This window comes from Bacillus sp. FSL R12-0074 (assembly GCF_038005725.1).
Taxonomy (GTDB): Bacteria; Bacillota; Bacilli; order Bacillales; family Bacillaceae_G; genus Bacillus_A; species Bacillus_A mycoides.
Window position 1 is genome coordinate 29899 of record NZ_JBBOTR010000002.1, and the last position, 18429, is coordinate 48327.

Annotated in this window: 13 protein-coding genes and 1 pseudogene; 5 read left to right on the forward strand and 9 right to left on the reverse strand. The window is 33.4% G+C overall.

Features of this window, described 5'->3' with window-relative positions:
- Positions 1–117: 117 nt before the first annotated feature.
- The 3 genes from colA to NSS97_RS28000 all read right to left on the reverse strand — a co-directional run bounded on the left by colA (position 118) and on the right by NSS97_RS28000 (position 5497).
- Positions 118–2994, reverse strand: coding sequence for a collagenase ColA (colA, locus tag NSS97_RS27990; RefSeq protein ID WP_087963246.1), 2877 nt, complete (start codon positions 2992–2994; stop codon positions 118–120).
- A 778-nt stretch (positions 2995–3772) separates the two neighbouring features.
- On the reverse strand, positions 3773–4615 hold the full coding sequence (locus tag NSS97_RS27995; RefSeq protein ID WP_002193553.1) for a phospholipase C: 843 nt from the start codon (positions 4613–4615) through the stop codon (positions 3773–3775).
- 120 nt (positions 4616–4735) lie between these two features.
- On the reverse strand, positions 4736–5497 hold the full coding sequence (locus tag NSS97_RS28000; RefSeq protein WP_002187975.1) for a hypothetical protein: 762 nt from the start codon (positions 5495–5497) through the stop codon (positions 4736–4738).
- Between the two features lie 332 nt (positions 5498–5829).
- Between NSS97_RS28000 and NSS97_RS28005 the strand changes: the two genes are divergently transcribed.
- Entirely contained in the window at positions 5830–5991 is a 162-nt protein-coding gene (locus tag NSS97_RS28005) for a hypothetical protein (protein WP_002187974.1), read from the forward strand.
- A 10-nt stretch (positions 5992–6001) separates the two neighbouring features.
- Here the strand turns inward: NSS97_RS28005 and NSS97_RS28010 are convergent, their stop codons facing one another.
- The 4 genes from NSS97_RS28010 to NSS97_RS28025 all read right to left on the reverse strand — a co-directional run bounded on the left by NSS97_RS28010 (position 6002) and on the right by NSS97_RS28025 (position 11957).
- Positions 6002–6787, reverse strand: coding sequence for a GNAT family N-acetyltransferase (locus NSS97_RS28010; protein WP_002187972.1), 786 nt, complete (start codon positions 6785–6787; stop codon positions 6002–6004).
- Positions 6788–7078: 291 nt separating this feature from the next.
- Positions 7079–7213, reverse strand: a complete 135-nt coding sequence (locus NSS97_RS28015; RefSeq protein WP_002192069.1) for a hypothetical protein — start codon at positions 7211–7213, stop codon at positions 7079–7081.
- Positions 7214–7945: 732 nt separating this feature from the next.
- The gene (locus NSS97_RS28020; RefSeq protein ID WP_016130762.1) at positions 7946–8080 is read right to left on the reverse strand and encodes a hypothetical protein; all 135 of its coding nucleotides are present in this window, start codon (positions 8078–8080) and stop codon (positions 7946–7948) included.
- A gap of 526 nt (positions 8081–8606) precedes the next feature.
- On the reverse strand, positions 8607–11957 hold the full coding sequence (locus tag NSS97_RS28025; RefSeq protein WP_341114812.1) for a glycosyltransferase: 3351 nt from the start codon (positions 11955–11957) through the stop codon (positions 8607–8609).
- A gap of 598 nt (positions 11958–12555) precedes the next feature.
- Between NSS97_RS28025 and NSS97_RS28030 the strand changes: the two are divergent.
- The 4 genes and pseudogenes from NSS97_RS28030 (at position 12556) to NSS97_RS28045 (ending at position 14674) form a co-directional block, all read left to right on the forward strand.
- Positions 12556–13263 (forward strand): annotated as a pseudogene (locus NSS97_RS28030) (IS6 family transposase).
- A gap of 238 nt (positions 13264–13501) precedes the next feature.
- The gene (locus NSS97_RS28035; protein ID WP_002193664.1) at positions 13502–13681 is read left to right on the forward strand and encodes a DUF4083 family protein; all 180 of its coding nucleotides are present in this window, start codon (positions 13502–13504) and stop codon (positions 13679–13681) included.
- Between the two features lie 57 nt (positions 13682–13738).
- Positions 13739–14170 carry an SMI1/KNR4 family protein gene (locus NSS97_RS28040; RefSeq protein ID WP_002193665.1) on the forward strand — a complete coding sequence of 144 codons (432 nt, stop codon included), beginning with the start codon at positions 13739–13741 and terminating at the stop codon, positions 14168–14170.
- A 90-nt stretch (positions 14171–14260) separates the two neighbouring features.
- Entirely contained in the window at positions 14261–14674 is a 414-nt protein-coding gene (locus tag NSS97_RS28045; RefSeq protein ID WP_059038483.1) for a hypothetical protein, read from the forward strand.
- A 743-nt stretch (positions 14675–15417) separates the two neighbouring features.
- On the opposite strand, the gene NSS97_RS28050 is transcribed toward NSS97_RS28045, so the two are convergent.
- Together NSS97_RS28050 and adhE are read right to left on the reverse strand one after the other, a co-directional pair.
- Positions 15418–15531 carry a Spo0E family sporulation regulatory protein-aspartic acid phosphatase gene (locus NSS97_RS28050; RefSeq protein WP_445285983.1) on the reverse strand — a complete coding sequence of 38 codons (114 nt, stop codon included), beginning with the start codon at positions 15529–15531 and terminating at the stop codon, positions 15418–15420.
- A 155-nt stretch (positions 15532–15686) separates the two neighbouring features.
- On the reverse strand, positions 15687–18284 hold the full coding sequence (gene adhE / locus NSS97_RS28055) for a bifunctional acetaldehyde-CoA/alcohol dehydrogenase (RefSeq protein WP_341115027.1): 2598 nt from the start codon (positions 18282–18284) through the stop codon (positions 15687–15689).
- Positions 18285–18429 lie beyond the last annotated feature (145 nt).

The following is an 18429-nucleotide window of genomic DNA, read 5'->3' on the forward strand; positions in this document are numbered from 1 at the left end:
GACTCCAATCAGCTAATGAAAAAACTAAAATAGAATCATATTAAATAATAAAAAAGAACCCTTGTATTGATAGGCTCCTTCTAAAAAATAACCATTATATATACATTGGAAATGGATTTATTTCACTAATAATGAATATGTTCCATTTCTGTTTTCCTCAGAAAAGAACATAACTAAGTAATACTTCCCTGGTTCTAATTCAATTTTCCCTTTTATATTATTTCCATCCACTTGGCCCTCAGCGACAGGATGTTCCATATCTGTTCCACGAATCAAATTCCAACCTATTCCAATTCCCTGTTCATCTATAACAGAAATATCTACTTCTTTTGGAGATGTGACATTGAATGTGTACATATACGCCATATTAGGCATATCCATATTTCCTTTGAAAAGCTTATTAAAACGAATTGCCTTTGCGCTGTCAAATCCATGACCTACTGGCTCATCCTTTTTTACGGTAACCGTTGTTTGTGCTCGGCCTACGTTTCCTTTATTATCTTTCACTGTTAGCTTGGCAGTATATGTCCCCTCTTTTCCATATACATGAGTAGGATTTGCTTCTGTACTTGTTGTACCATCGCCAAAATCCCAGAGATACGAAACAATTTTTCCACCTGTGCTTTCTGTACCATCGCCATGAAACTCAACTTTTTCATTTAACATCTCATTGTATGGCCCATTCATATTTACTTTAATTGTCTGTTTTTCTTCTTCTCCCGTTGCAACGCCATGGAATACAACATCGTATTCAAATTGATTGTTCGCATTCACACGATAATTGACAAAATACGCTGTAACTGTTTTGTAGCCGCTCCATTCTTTTTGCGCTAACTGTTCCAAAGATTGATTGATTTGCTTGCTCATCGCTTTCCAATCCTCAGATTCCCCTTTTGTTACGTCGCCTGTATATGTTCCTTCTAATGTAAACGTATCAAAGAATTGAGACTTATGCTTTGTCATTGTTGTATCTTTTATGTTTGCTACATTTTCAATTTCTTTCTTTACATCAGCTAGTGGCTTTGGTGCATGTTCAGCTAAATAATCATCTGATACTTGTGGGGTATTATATGTATCTTGATTATCAATTAACTGCTTCATATAGTCTTGGTATTCTTTATTTAAATTTGGATCCTTACTTAAAGCTTCACGATATGCATCGTAACCCTTCACATCATTTGCACGAATTAAATCTTGAATCTTATCGAAAGTTTCAAATTGATGAGTATATAAGTAAGACTGCAGTGCAAAAGAATAATTATAAAAATCCCATGATCCATATTTCGAAAATAATGTTCGTTCTGCTGTATAACGTTCCGCAGGATTAGATGATAATCCTCTAATTACACTTTTGCGCGGAACAACATTATTCGTACGAGTAGATCCCGCAAAAAATTCTGCATTGCCTTCATCAAACCAAGTCATACGTTCATTTTGATATAATTCTCCTTGTCCCCATGATCCTGGAACTTCGTATCTTGCCTGTAAATAATGTGTAAATTCATGACGGAACAATTCTTCTAAAGTATAACTACTTTGCTGCGGTGTACGTTCATATGTAAAGAACGTTCCTTTTCCTTCAATGTAAATGCCACCATTATTCGTGTCATATCCATATAATTGGCTATTTCGTTTATATTCATATGGATCATTATAAATTACGATTGTCAGTACATCATCAGCTTTCCCTGCTTCTAACGCTGCATCATTTCCAATTACACGATGATATTGCGCTTTTACTTCTTTAGCAGCCCAATATAGTCTCTTAACCTTTTCTTCCGTTACTTTATCCCCTGTTTTAAATACGATAGAACCGTCATCGAATGTATACGTTTTGGGTAAGTACTGCTTTTGGCCCTCTTCACGGATTTTCTTTAAATCTACTGTATTTCCGTTATAATCTTTCCCACCATAGTTTGTTGAAATTTGCTCTACCGCATTAAAATAAGCCTCACTTAAACGAGGGTACATACGCATTGCCTGTGTAAGTATTTCTAAACCTTTATCTGGATTACTATGGAATTTCCCAAAACGGCCAGTATAATACACACCATTATTAATTAACCAACTATTTTCTGTTGTCACTTGATTCAGAAGCGCCATTCGACTGACTTCATTTATGAAACCATCAATTTTCCCATACCATATTGTTTCATCCGCTTTTTTACCGTAAGATTGTATATCGTTATCAATCGCCTGTATGAGATTATACAAGGCGTCTCCTTTATTTTTATCACTTATATATGTAGAAATATTATCGTTATATTGCTTTACTATATTCGCTGCATATTGAACTGTTTCAGCATCACAAGAAGCGTTACTAATTAATTTACCGTATGAAGATACCACTTTATCCTGTTTATTTGTACCAAGTTTGAAATTCGGATTTTTTGCAATTGCTTTTAATGCCGGTAAACATTTATCATGGAAGCTTCGCTCATTTAAATAGTTTATTTCTTTATTATTAAAGCCTAAATAAAAACCGCAATATAATACTTCAACAAACGTCTCAATTCCTTTTGTATCATCTTTTGTAAATGTACTTCCGCGACGACCTAATTCATCAATAATAACCTGTATTCGCTCTTTATTTTGATAAAACGCTTTTGTTTCTTGATTAAATTGAGATAAATCTGCGATTTGATCCCAACTAACATTTGCCAATGTGTCAATTAATTCGTCATCACTCATTCTATTCAGCTCTGTTACAGAATACTTTTGCTGAAATTGTTTTGCCGCTGCTCGTTTCACGACCGGAGCTGGACGTTGTGAAAAATCGTTCACTTTTAAACGTTCTTCATAAGACAATGTTTCGTCTGCTTTTGTAGAATGTGCAATTTCATCTGTTGAAGTTTCTATCCCAATTGGTTTCTTTTGTAACACATTATAAGGTGTGTTTTCTTCCGCTGATACTTGTGTTTGAATACTTCCAAATGATAAGGCCATTGTACTAATACCGAGTATCATTTGAGTAAATTTTGATTTCTTGTTCATAACATTTCCTCCATTTATAAATTACATTTAAAAAACTAATTATTATCATAAAATATTTTAAAATGCAATATTTCTTTGGTATTTCTGTACACAGCGATACCATATCAAAAAAAGAAATTGATATGTTTAGACATAATTTGAACAAAAAAAGCACTCTAATGAGTATCGAATGAGTGCCTTTCTGTGGTTTATAATCTTATTTTTTAAATTAAAATTGAATATGCTAAATGATAAACACTTTGTAAATAACTTGAGCCTACTGATTTAATACGACCAGGTTCATTGTAGTAATATAGATCAACTAGATCATATCTGTATGTGAATCTACCAGAGTAAGAATAGTCATCTCTATATGCTAGTGATAATGAAGCTGATCCTGATTGTCTGTTTTTACCTAGATGTAAGAATTAATAAAATATCTACTGCGTAATCCTATGCTTCTCTTAATTTAGATTCATGCAACCTCTCTCTTTCTTTTATCATTTTTACAAGAATGCAAAAGATGAAATTATACTGTACATTGCTTATACTTTTTGAAATAAAATCACCTTCGGTATGTACATCTTAGTTTAAATACATTTCAATTTACTTTCATAAATGTTACAAAAGTCTTTCATTGATTTAAAAGACTTTTAGATTTCTAAAATAGACTTATCAAACAAGACTTCCACATCAAGATTCAGAGAGAAACAAAGAAGATGGGTGGGGGATGAAGCCCCCACTGTTAGAAATTTCACTGTATAACATAAATAACTTTTGTTATGTGTAAATGTATTTGTTATTTGTTATTCACGTACGTATCAAACCATAAATGAATATATCCAGCTGTAATACGCTGTGCTTCCATTAAACGTTTTCCTGTTACCGGTGTTACTTCAGCACGCCATTTGTCAGCAGAGTCTTGTGATACCGCTGCTTTTAGGAACCAACTTTTCGTATTATCATTAACAATTGATGGGAAATCAGCTTTTGCTGCTGCTGCTGATGCATGAACCCACTCTTCTGGATTTGCACTTTGCCAATTCCAATAGCCATTTCCATCCGTTACTTTATAATTGTCTTTCACTGTATCAACGAAGTTTTCATATTTTGAGTGGAAGCCAAATGGATGCGAAATGTTAGTAAAGTTTGCTGCATGCATTGGTTGGTTGACATCCCCTAAATAATGAAGTGATAATCCTAAATAAAAGAATGCATTTTTCATATCTTTATTTTGATAAGCTTCACCAGCTAATTTAAAATACTTTGCTCCCGTTTGCTTTGCTTGTTTAGCAAATGGAATATACGTTTTTTCCGAATCAGGATCATAGAAGTGTGAAGCGAATGTGGAATTATCATAGTATGGGTTTTTATAATCTGCAGAATAAATACCTTCCTCCAAATTAGTACGCCAATCATTTAATAGGGCTGTCTCATTTTGCTTTACCACAGTCGTATTTTGGGACATAATATCAATTGCTCTGTTTACAATCCATAAATGAGAACTTACTCCTTCATTATGTACAGATTCCGCTGACCATCTTAAAGCAATAGGCGAATCAGATTCATGCGCAAACGCCACACTTTGAATAGGAGCTGTTAAAGCAATTACAGAAGCTATAGCTAAAATTTTTCTTTTCATAAATATTCCTCCATTTGATATATAATTTAAATTTCTTTCATAGGATCTTCTCTTACCTTACTGAAAGACACATTGTATATTAACAAGTACAGTTATATAAATCTAAATGTAATAGATGCTCTATGGTAAAGGTACTAATTCATAACCAGATTGATATGGCGGCGCAGAACTTCCCCATAGTTTATCTTGATTTGAAAATGGTTGATCTGAAGTTTCTAGCTCGAAATACGTTGTAACTCCATACTCAGAATTTTGTGGATCTGCACTGTACCAATCACAAGGTCTTCCCATTTTATCTCTAAGATAATCAGTTTTACCTGTTATTAAATTGATTTCTTTTGCATTTTGTTCCCAAACTGTTAACGTACTTTTTGATTGGTCGCTAAAATAAATCCAGCCACGATTCCCTGCATTGACATATTTTTTAATTCCTCCTGCCTCAGCATTTGGCCCTCCAATCCACATTGACATGGTAACTGGCGTATTATGTCTTAAATATCCATCACTTTCTACCCCATCTGGAGTTTCAAAATTGATAGGTGTACCATAGTACTCATTACCTTTTGTATCCTTATGAGTCTCAGCAGTACCATAATAAGATTTATCTTTATACTGAATTACATAGTGCCAACCCGCAAACTTCTCATAAGTTACTCCAAGTCTCTTCTGACCTATACCTGCATAAGCATCACGCCGAGGTTTGCCATCCAAAATTTTACGTACCATTATATAATCTTTAGATGTCTGGACTGGATCCCCATAAATATCAAGTATACGGTTGTCCTCAGCTGCATAAGCAGAACTTGTAGGAAAAACAGTAACTATCAAACTAAATATTAGTGCTAAAAATGTAAATATAGACAGTTTTCTTTTCATAAACATACCTGAACTTCTCCTTATTTTTACTAATGTTTTTACCATCTGCGTGCATCATCTACTAGTAGAACAGTCTTATCCTATCTAGTAAATCTTTCATTTCTCTTTCATAAATATTACAAAAGTCTTTCAGAGGTCTGAATTCTTTTCTGATGAAACTAATAAACCAAAAGGGAAGCCTGCATGTTCATTGGCTTCATAGATCTTTCATTCGATAATACATATATATATATGCAATTTTACATATCGTTATTTGTAAATATTATTGCGAACGCTTACTATAATGAAAGCATAAAGATGTACCACATCTAAACACCAAGAAAGAGGGGGGGAATATTATGGGAATCACAGTGGCAGTTTTAAAATTTGTAGGTGGAGTACTTCCATTCGTTCATGAACTTTTAAAAGGGATATCGCCACATCGCTATCAAGCTAAGATTTTGAAGTACACCCTAAATAAAAATTCTCTTTCTCTACAATTAGTTAGTTTGAGAATTTAGCTCATTTTTTCTATCCCTCGTGAATTTCTTTAATACTTTTTCCTTCTAAAAATGCATGTCCCGTTTTAATTTTTTCTACTGTTTCAAATCCATACTTTTCATACACTTTTTCTACTGTTTCGTTAATTGGGATCACCCAAAGATTATCTAGTCCTCTATTCATTACTTCACTTTGAATAAAGTGGATAAGTTCACCTATTAACCCTTTACCTCTAAAATTTTCAATTGTAGCTACACTTTCCATCCGGGCCTGTTTTTCATGTTCAAAAATACAAGCGATGGAACATGCTACTCCATTGTATCTAAGTAGATAGTGAGTGAATGCTGGATGTTGGAATTCATCTTGAAAAGCTTTTTTTCTAACTTCGCCTCCTAACTCTTTTATACTACATTCAATATCTAAAGCTTCTTCAAAATTTAATTCAGATACCTTTTCAAAAGTAATTTTTTCATTTTTATCTTTTTTAGTTAATTTCTTATTCCATAATTGGACTGGACTTATTAATTCTTCAAATCCAAAATTCTTTATTTGTAATTCAGAAATCAGTTTTTCTTGCATATCTAAGTTGTATATATATAATCTAGGTACTATATTTTTAGTCTTATAGAAATGGACTACTTCATCTACTATCATTTGTGGATTTAAACTTACTACACTTACATGTGCATGATTTGTATCATAATAATATGGGTTACTTTCATTACAAAATATAGAACCCCATGATTTCTCTATTCGGCTAGTAAAGGTTTCAAGATATGCAAAATCCAGCTCAAGAACATTTTTTAAACTAGTCATACGATATTCCCTCTTCTCTATTTATTTCTTCAATATCTTCTGTACTTTATTATACATTTAAATATTTTAATTTTCAGTTTTTTTGTCAAAATATATCTCATACCCTTCAAAAAATATTTTCAAGAAAAATGAAAGTAAACTTTTGAATATTAGTTTACTTTCATTGATAGAAGTAGAACCCCATACCCATCAACCCAATATTTTGGAGTACCTCCAAAAAAATTCACCTCAGGTACAACAAAAGAGCCTTACCTCTGTAGGCAAGACTCCACTAGTGTAGTTATATAGTATTTACATAGCAAGTAAGAAACATAAAACATATAATACCAAGTAGCAGAACCCTAACATTCCGCCTATAGCTAGTACCTGTTTAACCCAGCTCTTGAATTTCAGATTACTGTCAATAATCGCTTGCACTCTTTCCATATCCGTTTCCTCCTATTAAGGAGAACCCTTAAAGACTCTCACCTCGCTATGATACCATTAAGGAATGACTAATAGAGGTCTAATTTTTGTCTAAATATATAAATATGCAATATTGCATATAAGAATGTATTGATAAAAATGTAAGCGCTTACTATAATAAAAGCATAAAGATAAATCACATCTTAGCATCAACAACAGAGGAGGAAATAATATGACAATCGCAATGGCAGTTTTATCATTCTTAGGTGGAGTACTTCCATTAGTAACAGAACTTTTAAAAGCAGTAATGTAAATTCATTATTCCACAATTATTTATAAAAATTATCATACCTTAATACGAAAAAAGAGGAGGAAATAATATGGCAATCGCAATGGCAGTTTTAAAATTTGTAGGTGGAATCATTCCATTTGTACAAGAACTTTTAAAAGCAGTAATGTAAGTTCATTATTCCGCAATTATTTATAAAAATTATCATACAAATGATCTGTATATCAAAAGTGAATTGATGTGCAGATCATTTGTGTGAGCGAAGTCCCTTTAGCATTATGAAGGGACTTTTTTGTTATTACCGAAAGTAAACTTTTAGATATTAGTTTACTTTCAGTGATAGAAGTAGAACCACATGCCCATCAACCTAATATTTTGGAGTACCTCCAAAAAAATTCACCTCAGATACAACAAAAGAGCCTTACCTCTGTAGGCAAGACTCCACTAGTGTAGTTATCTAGTGTTTACATAGCAAATAAGAAGCATAAAACATATAATACCAAGTAGCAGAACCCTAACATTCCGCCTACAGCTAGTACCTGTTTACCCCAGCTCTTGAGTTTCAGATTACTGTCAATAATCGCTTGCACTCTTTCCATATATCGTTTCCTCCTATTAAGGAGAACCCTTCAAGACTCTCACCTCGCTATGATAACATTAAGGAATAACTAATAGAGGGATGATTTTTGTCTGAATATATAAATATGCAATATTGCATATCCGAGTAAGGTCAACGAAATATCACTTTGTCTCACTAAGGCATTTGGATAGCACTACACCGCCATCAAACCAATGCCAAACAAATAACCCATAACAAAAATTTTGTTATGCTAATGGATGTGTAGCAAGACCCCATAAATAAAAAAGATAAGACCAGGAACTTGGTCTTATCTTTGGCATAAGGAGAAACAAATAGGGTAATAACCATCACTTTTCCATCATATTAAATTAACTGTTTAATTTGAATATGATAACTAAGAACGGTTCTGGTGCAAAGATAAAATGAAAATCAGTAAAACGCATATATTCCTAACAGAATTGTATTTTATGCTACAAGTTCAAACAATTTTCTTTTTTTGATATGGTGAGTCCTTTTAACAAAAAGAGAGCAGATCGTCTGCTCTCTTATGATGCCTCCTTATGTTCTGGGGAATGCTCAACACTTCCCATTCTCTTTAGTTTATTCCATCCTACCGCTACCCCTCGAATGGATGAAAATATAGATTTAATTACAACATAAGTCATAAATTGACGATAAATAAAGCGTTGTAAAATTAACCATACTAGTGGTTTAGGGTTCTCTTTCTCTAATTTAAATGCAAACAGAGAAGCGAGAAGATCCATTAGAAAGAATACAAAATAAAATCCTAAAACTTTCAGCGGATCACTACCAAATAGCCCCATAATCATTAATATATCTGCTAAAGGAGCAATGAATTGCAGAATATATTGGAATAACCACATATTAGGTAATGCAATAAACCCTAATGTTTTATGTGTTGCATTAAACAATGCTTTTCGATGTTTCCAAAGACACTGGAGTGTACCATACGACCAACGATATCGCTGTTTAATAAGACTTTTCACATCTTCAGGTGACTCCGTATAAGCGTATGCTCTTTCTTCATATACAATTTTATACCCTTCACGTAAAAATGTTATAGTAAGATCCGTATCTTCTGCTAATGTATCTTCACTTAAATATCCAGATTCGACTACATTCTTTTTACGCCATGCTCCAATAGCTCCAGGAACTACCGTAATACAATTTAACTCATCAAAAGCTCTGCGTTCTAAATTAAATCCTGTAATATATTCAACATGTTGCCAAGTAGTTAACAAATTCCGTCTATTTCCCACTTTGACATTGCCTGAAACTGCCGCTACATTATGATCTTCAAAGTGTCTAATCATTAGAGAAATAGCATCTTGCGCAATAATTGTATCCGCATCTAAAGTGACAATGATTTCTCCTGTTGATTTTTGAAATCCTAAGTTCATTGCGGATGATTTCCCACCATTTTCTTTCTGAATTAATCGAACTTTAGGATGTTTATAGAATGTTTCTTGAATTACTTTTGACGTACCATCTTTCGATCCGTCATCAACGACAATAACTTCAAACTCTCTATAATTACTATCCAAAATTGAGCGAATCGTCTTAGCTATCACCTTCTCTTCATTATATGCTGCTATCACAACACTAACAAAAGGTTGATAAGACGAATTAGCAAATAAACGAGATTTTGTTTTCTTTTTCTGCTTGAATGCAAAATAAATTAAAAATAGGAATCGGAAAATACCTAATCCAATAGCAATATAAAAAATAGTTGTTAATATATGCTTAGAATATCCGGCTCCTAAAAAAACAGCTTTATTGTAAAGTAAATATTGCTTATCCTCAGAAGAAACGAGAGGCATAACTTCATCTCGTTCTTTACCCATTAAATCTGAAATTGTTACAAAACTATATCCATGCTTTTTAAGGTCTTTAATAATAATTGGCAGCGCCTCTACCGTATGGGTACGATTCCCTCCTGCATCATGGAGAAGAATAACATTTCCCTCCCCCTTATAAATGGGATTAACAGCACGCTTTACTAATTCATTTGTTGATGGCGTCGCCCAGTCCTCAGGATCAACTTTTTCTGCCACCATTGTATAGTTCATATTTTGTGCACGCAAAATAGGCAATATTTCATTTGATGAATCCGGGTCGGCATCTGCTTCATATGGTGGCCTAAATAAAACCGTAGAATGTCCAGTTATTTCCTGAATCAGGCGCTGAGTTGTATTCAGCTCTACTTTTGTTCGTAGTAAAGACGTATCAGCTACGTTAGGATGCTTGAAGGTATGATTGCCAATTTCATGCCCTTCATCGTACATTCTTTTAACAAGACTAGGATTTAGTTGGGCGTTTTCACCAAGTATAAAAAAGGCTGCTTTTATTTTATGCTCTTTTAATATATCTAGAATTTCCGGGGTGTATTTAGGATCTGGTCCATCATCAAATGTTAGTACTACTTGTTTTCCTTTTGGTTTTCCATAGCGCTGCACTTGATATGCAGATGGTAGTGATTGATACACTTCATCTGTAAGATAACCTTCTTTTCCTACTTTAAAATCTCTCAATCCATTTTGTCTTTCATTTTCAATCTGTAAAATTTCGCCTTGTCCAGAATAATTTACTTCATCTAAACTAGCGATTTTATGTAATGCATCAGGATTTTTTTGTACTTCAATAGGATCTTTTAAAGCTTTCCATACAGTAGGATCTTCTGCTCCTAGTCTCCATAATGCAAATCCCTTTGCATTATGGTTCATTGCGATTTTGACTTGATTATAAAGAGTAACACCATCTAAGAACCAAGCAGTATGTTCTTTCGCTCCTTTTTTATATCGAAAATAAGGGTTTCCACTGATCTTATCCCATTGAATTTTTATATTTGAATCATGAGCCATTTTCATAACTTCTGAGAAAGTTAAAGGCTCCGCAGGTTTTTTACTCTTCACTTCCCAATCATATCCATAATTACCAAAAGCAACTATAAGTTTCTCGGAGGGAATGTTTAGATCATTGAGCGTATGTTCAAACCATTTATTTGAAGCAATTGGTCCTGATGTCCCTGCTCCATAGTGCTCATCATACATCATTACAATCATACGATCTATTACTTTGGCTAATGCACCATAATTAAAGGCTTTATCATTAGCAGGGACATCTTGTGTAACAAGCAAATGATGTTTATGAAAGACCGTAGTAAGTTCTTTCATGAAATTTGTTAAGTTTTCTCTATCGCTTTCAGGTATTGCCTCAAAGTCAATATTAATACCTGAAAATTGATTCTTTTCAACTTGCTTTACTAAATTGTTAATAAACGTTGTCTTTACATGCTCTGGAGAATTCAGTAACTTATGAATAAGTTCACTATCAGGACCAGAAGCTTCCTCTGTATAGTTAGTAAGTAAAGGCATAATTTTCACATGATTTTCTTTGGCTAACTTCACAATCTCAGGTTTTATCTCACTACTAACTGTTAAGTCTGCTTTTAAGTGATACCATTCTGGTACTAACGTGGTTAAGGAATCGATATTTTCTTTTAAAGAAGCAGTACTATTTTCATCCCAGTTTACATAAAAACCATAAACTTCTTTAGATTGTTTACTATCGCTCGTTGAATTCACCATATTTTCATCTTTTTTCATTTCGGTATTAGGTTTAAATTCTTCTTTCTTTAACTGCTCGTCGCTGAGTTTTTGATTAATAGGCACAAGTTTAGTATCTTGCTTTACAGAAGGATTCATATTTGGAATTTCTGGTGTTGAAAAAATACTTCGAAAGAAAAAATAAAATACAATACTTATGCTAACTATTGAGATACATAGAAACCAACTGAAAGCTATTTTTCTTCTTCCTTTAGGATCATAAAAAACGTGTTTTGAGTTATCTTTCTCTTGTTGAATTTTTTTCTCCATTATTTTTTTACATACTCCTTTTCTTTTTATTCTAAGTACAAACGCAAACTATTTTAATAGATAGACCTTCTAGGGTTTTGGTGCGAAAATAGCTTAATAGGAATATAGAACAGTAATTTCCTTTTAACTTTGAGACCAAACGACTAATCCAAATATCTTATGAATGACTTCAACCTCATTTTGGGCAGATTTCACCCTTTGCCCTTTGGTGAAGTTGCCCTTTTTTCATCATATGCATGGCTTCGATACCTCTCAAAATCAAGGTTGCTGTACGAAATGATTTCAATTCTAATTGCTTTCTTCACTATACATATTCGGAGGAAATAAAAATTTTATGGGGGTCAAAAAAATATTTTTTTATGAAAATAGATAAACAATTTTTTTCAAAAATAAAAAGCTGACAATTTCATCGATTTTTCCATATATTCATATGTAAAAATACCTGCATTCATTTTATCTCGCTATTCGCGAGCAGTAAAACCCTCACATAGCAATATTCTTTATACGGTTCTGGTGCGAAAACTTTGAAGTATATGAAAATGTTCTATCAAACTTGGAAATACTGATAGTACTACTCTATAAAAGGTATGTGATCAGTATGGAAAAGGAGAATTTATTTAAGTGGAAACATTATCAACCAGACATCATCTTGTTAACTGTACGTTGGTACCTACGGTACAACTTAAGCTTTCGTGATTTGGTGGAAATGATGAAGGAACGAGGGTTATTCCTGGCTCATATAACTATTATGCGATGGGTACATCAATATGGGCCGGAGTTTGATAAACGAATTCGACGTCATCTCAAACAAACGAATAACTCATGGAGAGTGGACGAAACATATATCAAAGTAAAAGGATAATGGATGTATTTATATCGTGCCGTTGATTCTGAAGGAAACACGATTGACTTTTATTTGAGTAAATCTAGAAATCATAAGGCTGCAAAGCGATTCTTCAAGAAAGCCTTGCGGTCTTTTCATGTCTCAAAACCTCGTATCATCACGGTTGATAAGAACCCTGCTTATCCAATCGCTATCGAACTGTTGAAGAAAGAAAAAAGGATAACAATAGGCACCAAAATCCGAAGGATAAAATATTTAAATAACATAGTAGAACAAGATCATCGTTTTATTAAAAATCGTATACGCTCTATGTTGGGATTTAAATCATACAAAACAGCAGCCTCTATATTGAGTGGTGTTGAGGCCATGCATATGGTCAAAAAAGAACAAATTGATTTGCAGGACCAGTCTGTCCAAAATCAGAATGTTTTTATCAACCAGCTGTTTGGATTAACTGCTTAACAGGTGATTCCGTTAGGAATCCTTGATTCTTTTTTATTTATCATCTTTTTGCACCAGAACCGTATTTAATTCCAGAGTGGCCCTTGAAACCCATAATCGTTTCCATACCCCTGCCATGTCCTTGCTACCAATAATGTTGCGTTATGTTAACCTTACATGTATAAAATATACAACCAAAATCAAACAACATATCATTTCTTTTAAATGGTAAAATAGGGGAAACAGGAGGTTCTAAATAATGCCTTTAGAAACCGATATTTATTACATAGAAGTTGCTATTATTTTAGTGATCATCGGTGCACTGTTTGGGGGGATTATACGTATAATTCGGCATACCAGCAATCGCAAAAAGCAAGATTCAGTTGAGCAAAAGTTAGATAGGGTTATTCAACTGTTAGAAAAACAAAACAAAGATTGACCCTCCCTCCAAACAGGAGGGGTTTGCTGTTGAGATGAAAAAAGGAGAGGAACATAAATGGAGTTGTATCGCAGTAAAATTAGAGAACTACTTGAATTCAATAATTTAAGGGAGCATTTCTATAAAGAGAAAGAAGAAACCATTCAAGAAGTTGAAGAGAGACTGAACGTAAAGCTTCCGGGCAGTTATCGATGGTTTCTAAAGGAATATGGCGGAGGAGGAAATGGTGTATATGTGAACGGCTGCAACGATATTTTGTATTACCATGACAGATTTAAGTCCTTCAACATTCCGAAAGGATATATTATTATTGAGCATTGCGATGAGTATTCCTATTGTTTAGATACGGAAAAAATGATGAACAATGAATGTCCTATTGTAAACTGGAGTGCCCATGAAAAAGGTATCTATCCAGAAGCAGACAACTTTTACGAACACTTATTAGAGGGAATTGAAAATGCAATTGAAAATGAGTGGTGGGAAGAATAATATATAACAAACCACAACACAACTCCTTTCAAAAGATACAAGCAGAATTACTTCCGCCTTCGAAAATTATGTGAACTAGGAGATGATATTTTGGATGTCATCGAGATTGATTTAGAAGACGAAATGACAAAAGAAATGTTTATTAGAGTAATTAAAGATATATATCCTTCAGGGTGTTATATTTACGCCCTCATCCCTGAAAACGAAAATGAATTATTAAGTTATTTACCAGAATCTTTTGTAAGAGCTACTAAGATTAAAATGAACAGCTTTCCTAAAAGTTATGGGGTTGCTGGTTATATAAATGATATAAATTATGAATTTGTTTATTATTTCTATGAGTATGAGCACCTGATCGAATATGTCTTTTCTGCTTCTGAATTAACGGAAAATTTATTTAAGGAATTAAAAAGTTGGAAAGACTTATATAGTTATTTTGAAGAGAAGCGAATCAATCATTTGTCTATGGGTCCTGATCAACAATGGTTGTTGCATTATACTTAGATAAACTTTCAACAATACTCGATTTTACTAGATTTCTAGATAGATTGACTGCTGATAAGTAGTGTTATGGTAACTATGGTTGTGTAGAACGTGTATGTTTGATTTTAAAATAAATATGTATATACAAGTTTTATAATTGTTACGGTTGCTCCAAGATAAGCAAACCATTCCCAAAGTGGTGTTTTTTGTTTAGAATCAGTCATATTGTTATGTCCTCCTTTTTGATATCCATTAAACAATATTTTATCATAATAATGTGATTTGGGTGTTTTTGCCCATCCCCCCGAAAAGGGGGAATAAGCTTAATTCATACGAAATTTAAACGTCATGTCAAAAAGTGTACCTTTGCGAACACATAAAAAGAAGAATCCAAAATGGACTCTTCTTTTATAAATTTAAATGGGTAAGATTTAGATATGTCAGAGCATTCCTCAAATCATTCTGTAAGTAAAGAGTGGCACCTCATTCCCTAAATCGTTTCCATACCCCTTATCCTTCTTTCTTCAATTGTGTTCCGTAAACTTAATTTATCGTGGATTTTAAATGTGTTCCGTAAACAATATCTATTATATTAAGTTTAATAAGTTAACGGAAGACATCTTCTGTTAACTAAAAAAATTAGCTATATTTATTTAGTTCTTTATTAAAATCAAAAAATACTCTCCTACTTTTAGGAGAGTATTTTTTGATTTATTATATATCTTAATTATTTATATTTTATTTCTTTTTTATATAAATCTGATTTATTTTGTTTGTTTATTAGATTTTATCAAATCATTTAGTAAAGAATCTAATTCCCTACTAAAAAAAAGTACCTTTTCATGAGTGAATCCATACTGTTTAACAAGCGATATCAATTCTTTTTTTTTTCAATCACCTGATCTAACTTCTTACAATTAGACATATTTTTTATACACTCCCATATTACCTAAATAAAGGTCATCAAGGCGGAATTTCTTCAGACATCAAATACAAAATCTATGAACTAAAAAAGATATACACACTGAATTTATTACACACCTTGATATGCTTGTTTATATACTTCTCTTAATTCTGAAATCAATGGCAGTTTCGGATTTGCTGGTGTACATTGATCTTCAAATGCTCTTTCTGATAAAACATCCACAACATTTTCAAATGCTTCTTGTTTTACCCCTTGTCCTGCAATGCTCATATTAATATTTAATTCTTTCCCAAGACTGATAATTGCTTGTACAAGTGATTCCACACCCTCTTCTACGGTACTCGCTGGCAATCCCAGTGCTCTTGCAATATCTGCATAACGTTCATCTGCTACAAAGTGCTCATATTTTGGGAACAATGCATGTTTTCTCGGTTTAATAGCATTATATCGAATTACATGCGGCATTAAGATCGCGTTAGCGCGTCCATGCGGAATGTGAAATTCTGGTCCAAGTTTATGTGCCAAACTATGATTAATACCAAGAAATGCATTTGCAAACGCCATACCTGCAATTGCAGAAGCATTATGCATTTTCTCACGTGCCTTTTCATCATTTCCAACTTTATATGCTCTCGGTAAATATTTAAATACGAGATCAATTGCTTTTAAAGCCAACCCATCTGTATAGTCATTTGCCAAAATAGACACGTATGCTTCAATCGCATGTGTTAGCACATCCATTCCAGTGTCCGCTGTTACATGAGGTGGCACTGTCATGACAAACTGTGGATCGATAATCGCTACATCTGGTGTTAATTCATAATCAGCAAGTGGATATTTTATATTATTTTTTTTATCTGTAATAACTGCAAATGGTGTCACTTCTGACCCTGTTCCCGACGTTGTTGGAATCGCAACAAATTGTGCTTTTTGCCCTAGTGTTGGAAATTTACATGTACGTTTTCTAATGTCTAAAAACTTTTGTTTTATTCCAAAGAATTTTGTTTCTGGATATTCATAGAATAGCCACATTCCTTTTGCTGCATCCATCGCTGAACCTCCGCCCAATGCAATAATTACATCAGGTTTGAAACTTCTCATCATCTCAGCGCCCTTGAAAACTGTTTCATCTGATGGGTCTGGTTCTACCTCTGAGAAAACACCTACTTTTACATCATTTAAATGTTGTTGTAAGTAATGTGTAACTGTATCTACATATCCTAGTTCTACCATTCCTGGATCCGTTACAATGAATGCTCGTGAAATGTTTGGCATCTTAGCTAAATATTGTGTCGCATGTTTTTCAAAAAAAACCTTAGGCGGTAATTTGAACCATTGCATATTATTTTTTCTATTCGCCAAACGCTTTACATTTATTAAATGTGTAGCTGTTACGTTTTGTGAAACAGAATTCTTACCGTATGATCCACACCCTAATGTTAAAGATGGAATAAATGCGTTATATATATCACCAATTCCACCTTGTGATGACGGTGAATTTACAATAAGACGACAAGCTTTCATTCGTAAACCAAATTGTTTCTGTACTTCTTTATTTGTGGAATGGATAACCGCTGAATGCCCTAAGCCACCCATATTTAACATTTCCTCACAGTATTTAAATCCTTCTTCTCGTGAATTTGATTTGATACAAGCTAATACTGGGCTTAATTTTTCACGCGATAGTGGATATTCTGCACCCACTCCCTTAATTTCAGCTACAAGTATTTTTGTATCTTCTGGTACCTTAATGCCTACTAATGATGCAATATAATGTGCTGATTTCCCAACGATATCACTATTTACTGCACAAGTATCTTCATTAATGACAAGCTTCTCTAATTTTTTTCTCTCTTCTTCTGTAACAAAATAACAATTGTTGTCTTGCATTTCTTTCTTTACACCATTATAGATTTCTTTATCTACAATAATCGCTTGCTCAGAAGCACAAATCATACCATTATCAAATGTTTTTGATAAGATTAAATCATTTACAGCGCGTTTTACATGTGCCGATTTCTCTAAATAACAAGGTACATTCCCAGGCCCTACTCCTAAAGCCGGTTTCCCAGTAGAATATGCTGATTTCACCATTCCAGCACCTCCGGTTGCAAGAACAAGTGCAACCCCCTCATGGTTCATTAATCTTTTTGTTGCCTCAACAGAAGGTTTTTCGATCCATTGAATGCAATTTTCTGGTGCCCCTGCCTTAATTGCTGCATCACGTAAAACTTTAGCCGCTGCAACAGAGCATTGCTGCGCAGATGGATGGAAAGCAAAAATGATTGGGTTTCTTGTTTTCATTGCAATTATTGCTTTAAACATAGTAGTTGAGGTAGGATTAGTTACTGGTGTCACACCAGCAACTACACCCACTGGTTCGGCAATTTCAATAACTTCTTCATGTGGATCTTCATGGATAATCCCTACAGTCTTATCTTTTTTTATGCTATGCCAAATATATTCAGTCGCAAATATATTTTTTGTACATTTATCCTCATACACACCTCGGCCAGTTTCCTCAACCGCCATTTTTGCCAATGGCATATGTTGATCTAATCCAGATAGTGCCATTTCATGAACAATATGATCTACGTGCTCTTGCGTATAAGATTCTAGTGCTTTTAGTGCTTCTTTTCCATTTTTAACTAAAGTATTAACAACTTCTTGTACTTCATTTTCATCTTTAATTACTACGTTGACCATTGCTTGTACTTCATTTTCATCTGTCTTGTTTGTCATATTAAAGCCTCCAGATCACTATAAAAATAGATTTAAAATGTTGGAACTTATTATTTTCCTCTTGCATATTAAGTAAAAGCTTAAATAATGTGAAGTATTTCACAAATAA